Source organism: Methylomonas sp. BG-2, assembly GCF_057766305.1.
On record NZ_JBYMAP010000131.1, the window covers coordinates 1 to 12,064 of the forward strand.

Below are 12,064 nucleotides of genomic sequence, written 5' to 3' on the forward strand. Positions count from 1 at the left end.
CGCCGAAGGCATGGCAAATCAACGCAACCCCTAGGATATCGCCCGGCCCGTACTCCAGTACGTCTTTACCTTGGATGAATCGTCCGAAGCTTGTTTCGTCCATTCCCCATTCGCGCGCATAATCGGTGACGCAGGCCAGGAAGTAATCGGCGATGTCGGTGCTAAGACCCTCGTCGCTACCCCGTCCGGTTTGAGCGGTCAGCTTAACGTAGTAGCCGGGGGCAAGCCGGGCAATCTGGTTGGTCATGACGGCCTTAAAAATCAAAAGCGCGTCGTTTTTCAGATTTTCACTATACACCGCTCACCCCTTTGCCGGATTCGAATTGCAGATGTTCAGGTTACGGCGCCCAATACAACTCCACCGGAACCTTATCTTGGTGTAACAACGCCCGGATCGGCATGTCTTCGATAGGGCCGTCCTGTTGGGCCTTGCCGAAGATGGCCAATTTGTCCTCGCCGGTGAACAGGATAATGATGCGGTCGGTGTTCAGCAAGGCATTGCGGGTCAGCGTCATGCGTTCGGTATTGGGTCCGGTGATTTCGCTGGGCGTGGCGTTGATCGCCGCGGTCAATTGGTCGTTGTCCTCGCGCAACGCGTCGGCCAAGCCTTCGGCGTGGGGGAACAACGACGCGGTGTGGCCGTCGGCGCCCATGCCGACGATCGCCAGCGTGAACGGATTGGGCAGGCTGCGGTAGCGGATTTCGGTCTCGGCTTGGCCGGCGGCCGCGGTCGCGGCCGAATTTTTCATGCCGACAAATTCGACATTTTTAGCGTTATTGATCAACAAACTGCGGCGTATCAGCGCTTCGTTACTGGCGGCGTGTTGATCGTCGACCCAGCGTTCGTCAACCAGACCGATCCGGATTTTTTTCCAGTTCATGTCGGCTTTGGACAATGCTTCATAGAGCGGTGCCGGGGTGGTGCCGCCGGAAACCAACAACGTGGCCAGACCGTGTTTGCTGATGCCTTCGGCCAAAACGTCCTGACATTCGGCCGACAAGGCGGTCAGCAGGTGGGCGCGGTTTTCAAAAAAGAATTCTCTAACCATGATCTTAAAACTCTCGATGGGTGTGATGCGTGTAATTATTCTTCCCAAGCGCGGCCGTCGCGGGCCAGCAGCGCGACCGATGCGATCGGCCCCCAACTGCCGGCCGGATAGGATTTGGGCGCGCTATGACTGTGGGCCCAAGCGTCCTGGATCGAGTCGACCCAGGTCCAAGCCTGTTCGATTTCCTCGCGGCTTAAAAACAGCGTTGGATTGCCGCGCAGGGCTTCCAGAATCAGCTTTTCGTAACCGCCGAAGATACTGTTTTTCTTAAAGGTTTCGGAAAAGCTCAAGTCCAGCTTGGTTTGCTGTAATTTGATGTTGCCGTCGATGCCCGGCACCTTGTTCAACATCACCACGTCAACGCCTTCGTTGGGCTGTAAGTGAATGACCAGCTTGTTGGCCGGTAGTTCGCGGAAGCTGTCCTTGAAAATGTTGTGCGGCAGTTGCTTGAAATTGACGACGATTTCGGTGCGTTTGTTAGGCATGCGCTTGCCGGTGCGCATGTAAAACGGCACGCCGGCCCAGCGCCAGTTATCGATGTCGACCCGAATCGCCACAAAGCTTTCGGTGGTGCTTTCCTTGTTGGCGCCGTCTTCCTCCAGATAACCGGGCACCGCCGAGCCTTTGATGAATCCGGCCGTGTATTGGCCGCGCACGGTTTTTTCCTCGACGTTACGGACCGTGATCGGCCGCAGCGACTTCAAGACCTTGATTTTCTCCATGTGGATGCTTTCGGCCGACAAGTCGGCCGGCGGTTCCATCGCCACGAAGGTCAGGATTTGCAGCAAGTGGTTTTGCAGCATGTCGCGGAGCTGGCCGGTCTTGTCGAAGTATTCCCAGCGGCCTTCGATACCGATGTCCTCGCCGACCGTGATTTGAATATGGTCTATCGTGTTGTGATTCCAGTTGGTCGTGAAGATCGAATTGGCGAAACGTAGCGCCAGCAGGTTGAGTACCGTTTCCTTGCCCAGGTAATGGTCGATGCGGTAAACCTGGTCCTCGTGGAAGACATCGGCGACGACGTCGTTGATTTCCTTGGACGATTTCAAATCGTTGCCGATCGGTTTTTCCATCACCATCCGCGATTCCGGCGTCAGCACGCCGCAGCTTTGCAAACCTTGGCAGATGTTTTTGAACAGAAACGGCGCGACCGCGAAATAATTGACCATCACTCGCTTTTCGGCATCGACCGCGGCATTCAATAGGCGGTATTGGTCGGGTTGGGTCAGGTCGATTTTCAAATACGACAGACGCTGCGAAAAGCGCTGCCAGATCTCTTCGTTGATCGCGTTGTTCAAAAAAGCCAGCAGGCTTTTGTGAGCGATTTCGACGAAGCCGGCACTGGTTTCGTCCAGCCTATCGACGCCGATGATGCGGGTATCCGGTTCCAGCAGATTGGATTTTTCCAGACGGTATAGCGAGATCAGCAATTTGCGCTTGGACAAATCGCCCAGTGCGCCGTAGATCACCAGGTCGCAGGGTTTATAGGAATTGTTTTTCATTGAGGGTACCGAAAACCAAGAGAGTGTGGTCGCCGACCGACCCGGCGTTTGATTCGGCTCGTCGTTCTGAAACAGCCGGCCGCGCATCGTGGCGAAAATGCGCCCATTATAATGGCTCAGACCGGCGCCAAACAAGGCTTTCGGCTGGAGGTCGCGATTTTGCTGGGTTTGTCGATAGCTCGGTCGCGGCGTTTCAGCCAAACATTTCGGTGGTATAGCGCTGGATTTTCATAGTGGTTGACCAGTAATCGGCCGGTAGGCCGGCTTTACGTTTTAGATGACGGAGAAACTCGGCCGGGTCCGGCAGCTCCTCCCATACCGACGGTAGAAAAGTGCCGCGGCGGCCGGCATCACTGAGAATCAGACCGTCGATGCCGGGCCGAAGTTGGGCGATCAGGTCGGCTTCGGATTTGAAAAAGAGCGGTTCGGGCGGACTCAGTACCGAAATATGCAAAGTCAGCCCGGTCGATTCCGCCGCCGTCACCGGTGGGAAGCGGGAATCGAGGAAAGCGGCGGCATAGGCGTTCTCGGCGACGTCTTCGGCCAGCGGCCGCGCGGCTTCCAGGCGACCGATGCACCCGCGTAGCCGGCCGGACAATTCCAGCGTCACGAAGGTCGCCGCCGGCTGGATCAAGTTCACCGGAAAATCAGCCGGATTGACCGGCAACGGCCGGCCATGCGCGAGGCCGTGGGCAATGGAGGCCCGCGCCAGAGCCAGCAAGCGGCCGCGTTCGTTTTCAGTCAACGACATAGGCACCGTAACCGACCACTCGGGCTTTGTCGCCGGCGGTATCGCCGGAATTGCGCAAATCGATGGTCTTGATCGATAGCCCCTTGTCGCGCAGCAGCTTCAGCAAGCCGTTGACGCCGATCTTGCCGCATGCGGCATCGCCGACAATCTCGTCGAAGCGGAGCGCTTCGATCAAGCGGCTGGTTTCGTGGTCGCGCTGGCGCGCGGTCGCGTAATCGTGGTAGTGGCTGAGGTCGGAGCTGATCACCAACAGGGTTTCGTCGCCGCCCCACAGCCGTTCCAGCACGCTTGCGACTTGGGCGGGCTCGGCGTCGCCGGCGACGATGGGGATTACTTTGAACGCATCCAGAACCGTCTGCAGAAAAGGCAGATGCACTTCCAGACTGTGCTCCAGCGTATGCGCTTGTTCCAGGTATTCGATGAACGGAAATTGCAACAATTCGGCGATCGCATCCTGATCGACCGGCACATCGCCCAGCGGTGTACTATAGGCGTGAGCCCGGCTAACCGCTAAACCGCGAAAAGCGACTTGGTGCGACGGGCCGATCAGCACGACCCGGCGAATTTGTTGGGCGGCCGGCGCCAAGCGCGCGTAAGCGGTGGCGGCGACCGGACCGGAGTAGATATAACCGGCGTGCGGCACGATCATGGCCTTGGGTACCTTATCGCCGTGATCGGCGGCTCGCAGATAAGCGTCCACCGCGTCGTGTAATTGTCGGGGATCGGCCGGGTAGAAGCGGCCGGCCACCGCGGGTTTTCTGTTCATGGGCTGATCCTTGTAACTGTTATTGATACGATCAGACGGGCAAGGCTCCGAAACGGATTGGGCCGTGATTCAGGCTTGCGCTAATCAGTATAGCCGCAGCAAGCGACTGTGGTTTTCGATCAAGGGTTCCAGGAGAGCGGCGATGACGACATTCCTCAGCAACGATACCGTGACGACTCGCTACTGGCATGCGCTCGACGACGGCCGAATCCAATGCGATTTATGTCCGCGCTACTGCAAATTGCACGAGGGCCAGCGCGGCTTGTGTTTCGTTCGGCAGTACCTGGATGGTCAAATCGCGATGACCAGCTACGGCCGGTCCAGCGGTTTTGCGATCGATCCGATTGAAAAAAAGCCGCTGAATCATTTCTTGCCCGGCACGCCGGTGTTTTCGTTCGGTACCGCCGGTTGCAATCTGGCTTGCAAGTTTTGCCAGAACTGGGACATCAGCAAATCCCGGGAAATGGATACCTTGATGAGCAGGGCCGGACCGGAAACCATTGCCAAGCTGGCATTGGAACGCGGTTGCCGCAGCGTGGCCTACACCTATAACGATCCGGTGATTTTTCACGAATACGCCATCGATACCGCTCAAGCTTGCCGCGAGTTGGGTTTGAAGTCGGTCGCGGTGACGGCCGGTTACGTTTGCGCCGAACCGCGCGCCGAGTTTTACCGATACATGGACGCGGCCAATGTCGATCTGAAAGCCTTTAGCGAGGATTTCTACCACAAGATTACCGGCGGCCATTTACAGCCGGTCCTGGATACCTTGCTGTACCTGAAACACGAAACCCCGATTTGGTTTGAGCTGACGACGCTGCTGATTCCCGGCGAGAACGACGGCGAAGCCGAACTGGAAGCGATGACCCAGTGGGTCGTCGAACATTTGGGGGCGGAGGTGCCGATGCATTTCACCGCTTTCCATCCGGATTGGAAGATGACCGACAAGCCGCGCACGCTGCCGTCGAGCTTGTTACGCGCCAGGCGGATTGCCATCAAGAATGGCGTTCGTTACGCCTATGTCGGTAACGTGCATGATAAGGCGGCTGAAAGCACCTATTGCCACCAATGCGGCGAATTGTTGATAGGTCGGGATTGGTACGTGTTGTCGGATTGGAATCTGGATACGGCCGGTCGCTGCCGTTTTTGCGGCACCGCTTGCGCCGGCCTGTTCGAAGCGGCGCCCGGAGATTGGGGCGCCAAACGGATCGCGGTGAGTCTGTAAGTCGGCCGGCGATACCCGCGCCGGCCGTTGGCGCGGTCAGCGGTAAACCACGCCGGGCTTGCCGTCGCCGGCGATGATTTCGCCAATCGTAAACGCGGTCTCGCCTTGCCGGCCGAGTGTCTCCAAGGTGGCGGCTTCATCGGCGGCCGCCACGCATACGATCATGCCGACGCCGCAGTTGAAGGTGACCAGCATATCTTCCCGCGCCACATTGCCCTGTTGTTGCAGCCATTGAAAAATCGGCGGGAATTGCCAACTGGCCAGATCGATCTCGGCATTGAGTCCCCGTGGCAAGACGCGGGGCAGGTTCTCGGTGATACCACCGCCGGTAATGTGCGCCATCGCGTGCACCGGGACGGTTTCCAGCAGCTTTAGCAATGGCTTGACGTAGATGCGGGTTGGGGTCAGCAGGGTTTCGCCCAGGGGGTTGCCGTTGACCGAGTCGGTCCAGGCCAAGCCGCTACGCGCGACGATTTTGCGGATCAGCGAGTAACCGTTGGAGTGCGGGCCGGATGCAGCCAGACCGATCAGTTTGTCGCCGACTTGAACTTGGCTACCGTCGATGATGCGGGATTTTTCGACGATGCCGACGCAAAAACCGGCCAAGTCGTAGTCGCCGTCGGCGTACATGCCCGGCATTTCGGCGGTTTCGCCGCCGACCAGCGCGGCGCCGGCCTGTTCGCAGCCGCGGCCTATGCCTTCGATGACGCTGGCGGCGGTATCGACTTCGAGTTTGCCGGTCGCGAAATAGTCCAGGAAAAACAGCGGCTCGGCGCCTTGTACGACGATGTCGTTGACGCACATCGCGACCAGATCGATGCCGACCGTGTGGTGGATGCCGGTGTCGAGCGCCAATTTCAATTTGGTGCCGACGCCGTCGGTGCCGGAAACCAGCACCGGTTGTCGATAGCGATCCAGCGGTAATTCGAACAACGAACCGAAACCGCCCAGCCCGGCCATTACGCCGGCGTTGCGGGTCTTGGCGGCGATCGGTTTGATGCGCTCGACCAAGGCGTTGCCGGCTTCGATATCGACGCCGGCGCTTTTGTAATCCAGGCGGTCTGTGGGTTGTTCGCTCAAGGTTGGCCTCTTTTAAAGTTCAGATGGAATCGACCGATATTGTACTATATCCGAAATGTGACATTGTCAGGGTGGGCTAGTGAGATCAGCATTTAAGAAGGTCGGCCGGGCCGTGTTGGTAGCCGGTGCGTTGATCGCGCCGTCGGTCGAAGCGGTTGAGGTCAAGGGCTTGTACGAGATCGAATTGGTCGCTCGCGGCCAGTCCGCCGACGATAGGATTCAGGTGATCAAGCAAGGTTTGTACGCGGTGCTTAGCCGGGTGCTGGTCTCCGACGACATATCCAAGATTCCGGCGGTGCAGCAGGCCTTGAGCGTGGCTCAGAATTACGTCAAGCAATTCCAGTTTTCGCTGATTTCCGCCGACGAATCGATGGATAATGAAGCCCGCTTGGCGCGCATCGAGTTCGACGAGGATCAGGTGATGCAAGTGATGCGCGACAGCCATGTCGGCATTTGGAGCGAAATCCGCCCGGAAACCCTGGTTTGGCTGGTGGTCGATCAGGGCGGCAATCGCCAATTTTACAATGCCGACACAATGCCGGAATTGGAGAGCGCGCTGGCGTTCGCGGCGAAGGTCAAGGGCATTCCGATGATCTTCCCGATGTTGGATCTGGAGGAACAGCAAAGGATCACGGTCAGCCAGGTGTTGAGCGCCGATTCGCGCGGTTTGTTGGCGGCGTCGGCCCGTTACGAAGTGACCTCGGTGATGGCTGGGCGCATCGTCGACAAGGGGGCGTGCTGGCAGGGCGAGTGGGCGTTTTACTTCGACGGCAAGATCAAACAGTGGAACAGTCCCTGTCAACCGTTGAAAGCGACGGCCGTGGCCGCCGCCCAGGGCGCTTATGACGTGCTTTCCAACTATTACGGCGTCAAGCCTTGAGTTAACCGGCTATCAGGCTATAAATCCCGTAGGCGCCGCCGTAGCTGGACAGAAAGTAGAATAAGGACATTACCAGCGAAGCCGGCCGGTTGATCATCAATACGTCCTTAAAGATTTGGGCGATCATCAGCATATCCCACAGGAAAAACACCGCCAATGCCGAGTAGCTCAGCGCGTCCTCGGCCACCGTGACCCAAAATACGATGGGTACCAAAAAAATCCCCACCACGTTTTCACAGAACAAGATGGCGCTAGCAACTTGAACGTAAGTCTGGAATGTACCGTTCAAACCCAGCACCAACGCGATAAATCCCAAGGTCAGGCCGGTTTCGATCAGCACTTCGAAGATGGTTTCAAAGTCGTCCGACATGTTGAATTTGATGAAAAACACCATGCCGAAATAAAAATAAATGTTGTGCTTGAAAAAGCGCGTGGAACTGGGCAGTTCCAGTGCGGAAACATTTAACCAGCACAGCGGGAGATAGTATCTGATCAGTTCCATGGCGACGGGACCGTGGCGGGTTTAGCGTTCCTCGATGGCGTAGGCGTCCAAGTCGTGCCGATACTCTTGCTGGCTGTGACTGAATTGGTCGTTCAGCGCCTGCACCAGATCCTTGCTTTGTTCGATCAGGCCGGCCAGCTTCTTGCGGTTTTTTTTGTTTTTGCCGACCGGGTCGGTGATCGGCAGCACCATCCGCCAGAAACTTTGGCTTTTTTCGAATAATGCCGCCAGATCTTCAGTCAGATTCAGTTGTTTCTGACGTTTATGTAACTGCTTAATGATGAATTTGGCATGCACCCGGCTGACGATCAAATGCATCGGCGTCAGCAGCGCGATCAGTGCGATCGCGATAGCAGGACCAATGAACGGGTCGAAGATCAGCTCCAGAATGCCGACGGCAATTTCGGCGAACAGCGCTAGCATGATGATAAAACCGAGCACAATCAGCGTCGTGGCGTTGCAGCGTTCTTTCCAGGTCGTCAGCGAGGCTTCGACTTCCGGCAGAATCAGGTCGTCGATGGCTCGGATGCTGTCCTGCAGCGTGGCCAACACTCGGTAGGAACGGTCGCTAGCCAAATTGGCGATACGTTGGTCGAGCGCCGCGCCATCGCTGTTTTGGCTCAACACCACGAACTGGCCGGTGTGTATGCCCAGTTCGGCCAAGCGGCGTTGCCAGGCATTGGCGATATCCTGGCTTTTGGCCGGGTCCAGGCCGATTTCGGAGTGATCGATCACAAACACGAATTTATTGGAATCTTGCTGGGCGACGATTTCGGCCAGCGCGGCTTTATTCAGTTCGGCATCGGCTTCGAACAAATCGGTGAACACCAGCACCAGATCGGAAATATCCAACACGTATTTGCGCAGCATCGCGGTGACGGCATTTTCGGTGGTAGTGCTCAGCACCGGCGTGTCGATAACCAGCTTGCCTTTCAATTTAGGGCTGTTGACCGTCACCAGCTCCAGATGACCGTTTAGTTTGCCGCCCTCTCCGGGCAGGACTTGTTCCATCGCTTGGCCGATTCTGTAAAAGGGCAGGCGGTGGTCGGCGTCCAGCGCGGTACCCGGCAGCGTGGCGCCGGCGGCTTGCGGTGTGTATTGCAAGACCGTGAATTTATGGCGAACAGTGTGGAGCGGCGAGTTGAGGTATCGGGCCAGGAAGTCCGATTTGGCCGGGGAGTAGCCGCCCAGCGTACTGATGACAGGCCACCAGGTCGTTTTGCGGGCGGTGCTTTCCTCGGCGTCGATCAACCCCATATCGAATTCGATTTGGTCCAACTCCTGGAACAGTCTTGCGGTTTTTTGCAGGACAGGGTCGGCTGCCGCGAATTGTTTTTCTAAGTTTATCAGGTATTTGCTTGCCGTTTTGTCCGCCATGTGCTGTGAACCTTTATTATAAGTGGCTAGAGGTTGATCGATCGGCCGGAGTATACACCGACGACATTTAAACGGATAAAAATTCCTGGCGGGGAAGGGTGGGCGACCCTGTAACGGGGGCGCCCGGACGCGGTAAGCGGATTATTCCTTGATATCCAACTCCTTGATTTTTCGGGTCAGCGTATTACGACCGTATCCGAGTAATTGAGCAGCCTCGTGTTTGCGGCCGTGAGTATGTGTCAGTGCCGATTCGATCAGCAAGGTTTCCACCGAAGGAATCGCTTGCTTGGCGATGTCGACCTTGCCGGCATTCAGTTGCTGCTTGACCCAGGAACGAAACTGGCTCTCCCAGTCGCCTCGCTCCACTTCGCCGGCGGTCTCGGTAGCGGTTTGCATCAGTTCCGGCGGCAAATCCTCAATATGAATCTCGCGGCCGGACGCCATCACCGTCAACCAGCGGCAGGTGTTTTCCAATTGGCGGACATTGCCGGGCCACTTCAAGTTGCTCAGGAAGGCCTCCGCCTCGGGTTTTAAGGACTTGACCTCGGTACCCAGTTCCTTGGCGCTTTGATACAGAAAATGCCGCATCAACAAGCCGATGTCCTGCCGACGTTCTCGCAGTGGCGGTATGTGGATGCGGATGACGTTCAGTCGGTGGAACAAATCCTCGCGAAAGCGCCCCTGGGCAACCAGCAATTCCAAATTCTGGTGGGTGGCGGCAATGATGCGTACATTGACCTTGACCGGCGAATGCGCGCCCACCGGGTAAAATTCATTGTCCGCCAATACCCGCAGCAAGCGGGTTTGCATGTCGGCGGGCATGTCGCCGATTTCATCGAGAAACAACGTGCCGTGATTGGCTTGCTCGAATCGGCCGATGCGCCGGGCCTGAGCGCCGGTGAACGCGCCTTTTTCGTGGCCGAAGAGCTCCGATTCCATCAGGTCTTTTGGAATCGCCGCCATGTTGAGCGCGATGAAGGGCTGCTCGGCGCGTGGACTGTGCCGGTGCAGCGCGCGGGCGACTAATTCCTTACCGGTGCCGGATTCGCCGTTGATTAATACGGTAATGTGCGAGCGCGCCAGTCTGCCGATGGCTCGAAACACCTCCTGCATCGCCGGCGCTTCACCGATGATCTCCGGGGTCTCTTCGTTGACTTGAGGGTCTTGAGCGACGTCGTTTTGCAACTGCTTACTGTGGATGCAGGCGCGTTGCACGGTTTCGACCACTTCGTTGACATCGAACGGCTTGGGTAGATACTCGAACGCACCGCCGTGGAAGGCCGATACCGCGCTTTCCAAATCGGAATGCGCGGTCATGATGATGACCGGCAGATTGGGATGGTCGTTCTGTACCTTGCGCAACAGTTCGAAGCCGTCCATGCCCGGCATGCGGATATCGGTGATCAAAACATGTGGTAATTCCTTGGATAGTTCTTTCAACAAATCGGCGGCGTTGGCGAAGCAGCGTGTAACAATGCTGGCCTTTTGCAGGGCTTTTTCCAACACCCAACGTATCGATTTGTCGTCATCGACAATCCAGACCTTATCTGGCAGTGGCATGAGATCTCTCCAAAACTCAATAGATTAAGATGATGGCATCAATTAGCGATTCGATGCTTTTTTGCCAAGATTATCGGCTAACGGTAAATAAATCGCGAAAACAGTATGACCAGGCTCACTCTCGCATTCGATCAGGCCGCTATGTTGGTTAATCAGCGATTGAGCGATGGACAGGCCTAATCCGGTACCTTCGGCGCGTCCGGTAATCATCGGGTAAAAAATCTGTCCCATTAATTCGGGTTTGATGCCGGGGCCGTTGTCGATGACTTCGATCTTCACCGCCAGCCGGTAACGTTTGCGGCCTATCGTCATGTGCCGGCGGATTCGGGTTTTCAAGGTGATCCGGCCGGACGTTTGAATTGCCTGGATGGCGTTGCGGACAATGTTGAGCAAGGCCTGAATCAATTGGTTTTTGTCGGCGAACAGTTCCGGGATGCTGGGGTCGTAATCGGTTTCCAAGCTAATGTTGTTACCGGCTTCCACCGCGACCAGCTGTCGGACGCGTTCCAAGATTTCATGGATGTTCAGCAGACTTTTGTGGGCCGGTTTGTTGGGACCCAGCATCTTATCCATCAGTTCTTGCAAGCGATCCGATTCGGCGATGATGATTTGGGTATATTCCTTCAGCTCCGGGTCGTGCAATTCCAAATCCAGCAGTTGCGCCGCGCCGCGCAGGCCGCCCAACGGATTCTTGATTTCGTGGGCCAGGCCGCGTACTAGCATCCGGCTGGTATTCTGCTGGGCCAGCAGCTGCTCTTCTTTGGTAATCCGCAAATGCCTATCGACCTGCTGCAGCTCGATCAGGATTTCGTTCAGTTGCCCGTCTTCCAATAATGGCGTGGCGCTAAGATTGACAGTGATCGATTGACTCATCCGCTCCAGTATCAATTCTCTGTCAACCAGCGGTTCGTGCTGGTGAAGCCGCTGCATCAGGTCGGTGAACAAGCCGTGATGACCAATTTTAAAGAGCTTTTGGGCCGGATTGCCGAGCAAATGCTTGGCGCTGTCGGCGAACAGTATTTCCCCGGCCGGATTGATGTAGGTCAGTAGCAAGTCCCTGTCGAACAGCAGGATGGCTTCGTTCAGATGATCGAGTATTTTTTTGTACACGGTAGTATCAGATTCTCCTGTCGGCTAACTTTCTCCAGCAATATGTGCGCCAGAGTGTGCTTCTAGATTTGGCCGCATTGCTAAGATAGGCGGCGCATTGGTGCGTGATTTTCCATATCAGAGCATGAAGAGGGTGTCGGCCCGTCATTGGAGCGGTTTTGGGTTAAACAACGATGTCGCTAGCTCAAAAATACCCGTTTTCTCTATGGGTTGGATGGTGAAATCAATGTTGCAATGGATCGGCGAAGCCGGGTAAGGTCGA

The 12,064-nt window shown here is 56.6% G+C and carries 12 protein-coding genes; 2 read left to right on the forward strand and 10 right to left on the reverse strand.

Annotation, left to right across the window (positions count from 1 at the left end; all coding sequences use genetic code 11):
* From AC3B8H_RS13345 to amrB, 5 genes are all read right to left on the reverse strand, one after another.
* Positions 1-247 (reverse strand): hypothetical protein (locus tag AC3B8H_RS13345; RefSeq protein ID WP_488442036.1); only part of this gene is annotated, 247 nt, incomplete at its 3' end.
* A 91-nt stretch (positions 248-338) separates the two neighbouring features.
* The gene (pgl, locus tag AC3B8H_RS13350; protein ID WP_488442037.1) at positions 339-1,049 is read right to left on the reverse strand and encodes a 6-phosphogluconolactonase; all 711 of its coding nucleotides are present in this window, start codon (positions 1,047-1,049) and stop codon (positions 339-341) included.
* A gap of 35 nt (positions 1,050-1,084) precedes the next feature.
* Positions 1,085-2,551 carry a glucose-6-phosphate dehydrogenase gene (gene zwf, locus AC3B8H_RS13355; RefSeq protein ID WP_488442038.1) on the reverse strand — a complete coding sequence of 489 codons (1,467 nt, stop codon included), beginning with the start codon at positions 2,549-2,551 and terminating at the stop codon, positions 1,085-1,087.
* 193 nt (positions 2,552-2,744) lie between these two features.
* Positions 2,745-3,302 carry an AmmeMemoRadiSam system protein A gene (gene amrA, locus AC3B8H_RS13360; protein WP_488442039.1) on the reverse strand — a complete coding sequence of 186 codons (558 nt, stop codon included), beginning with the start codon at positions 3,300-3,302 and terminating at the stop codon, positions 2,745-2,747.
* A complete protein-coding gene (gene amrB, locus AC3B8H_RS13365) occupies positions 3,289-4,068 on the reverse strand; it encodes an AmmeMemoRadiSam system protein B (protein ID WP_488442040.1) in 780 nt (259 codons plus the stop codon). The genes amrA and amrB overlap by 14 nt, the downstream gene beginning before the upstream one ends.
* A 142-nt stretch (positions 4,069-4,210) precedes the next feature.
* On the opposite strand from amrB, the gene amrS reads away from it, so the two are divergent.
* The gene (amrS, locus tag AC3B8H_RS13370) at positions 4,211-5,293 is read left to right on the forward strand and encodes an AmmeMemoRadiSam system radical SAM enzyme (protein ID WP_488442041.1); all 1,083 of its coding nucleotides are present in this window, start codon (positions 4,211-4,213) and stop codon (positions 5,291-5,293) included.
* Between the two features lie 36 nt (positions 5,294-5,329).
* On the opposite strand, the gene purM is transcribed toward amrS, so the two are convergent.
* Positions 5,330-6,373: a phosphoribosylformylglycinamidine cyclo-ligase gene (gene purM, locus AC3B8H_RS13375; RefSeq protein ID WP_488442042.1), complete on the reverse strand. Its 1,044-nt coding sequence runs from the start codon at positions 6,371-6,373 to the stop codon at positions 5,330-5,332.
* 79 nt (positions 6,374-6,452) lie between these two features.
* On the opposite strand from purM, the gene AC3B8H_RS13380 reads away from it, so the two are divergent.
* A complete protein-coding gene (locus AC3B8H_RS13380) occupies positions 6,453-7,253 on the forward strand; it encodes a DUF2066 domain-containing protein (RefSeq protein ID WP_488442043.1) in 801 nt (266 codons plus the stop codon).
* Position 7,254: 1 nt separating this feature from the next.
* Here the strand turns inward: AC3B8H_RS13380 and AC3B8H_RS13385 are convergent, their stop codons facing one another.
* The 4 genes from AC3B8H_RS13385 to glnL form a co-directional block, all read right to left on the reverse strand.
* Positions 7,255-7,755: a hypothetical protein gene (locus tag AC3B8H_RS13385; protein ID WP_488442044.1), complete on the reverse strand. Its 501-nt coding sequence runs from the start codon at positions 7,753-7,755 to the stop codon at positions 7,255-7,257.
* Positions 7,756-7,776: 21 nt separating this feature from the next.
* Positions 7,777-9,132, reverse strand: coding sequence for a P-loop NTPase family protein (locus tag AC3B8H_RS13390; RefSeq protein ID WP_488442045.1), 1,356 nt, complete (start codon positions 9,130-9,132; stop codon positions 7,777-7,779).
* A gap of 141 nt (positions 9,133-9,273) precedes the next feature.
* Complete coding sequence (gene ntrC / locus AC3B8H_RS13395) at positions 9,274-10,692, reverse strand: nitrogen regulation protein NR(I) (protein ID WP_488442046.1); 1,419 nt, start codon at positions 10,690-10,692, stop codon at positions 9,274-9,276.
* Positions 10,693-10,734: 42 nt separating this feature from the next.
* Positions 10,735-11,802, reverse strand: a complete 1,068-nt coding sequence (gene glnL / locus AC3B8H_RS13400; protein ID WP_488442047.1) for a nitrogen regulation protein NR(II) — start codon at positions 11,800-11,802, stop codon at positions 10,735-10,737.
* Positions 11,803-12,064 lie beyond the last annotated feature (262 nt).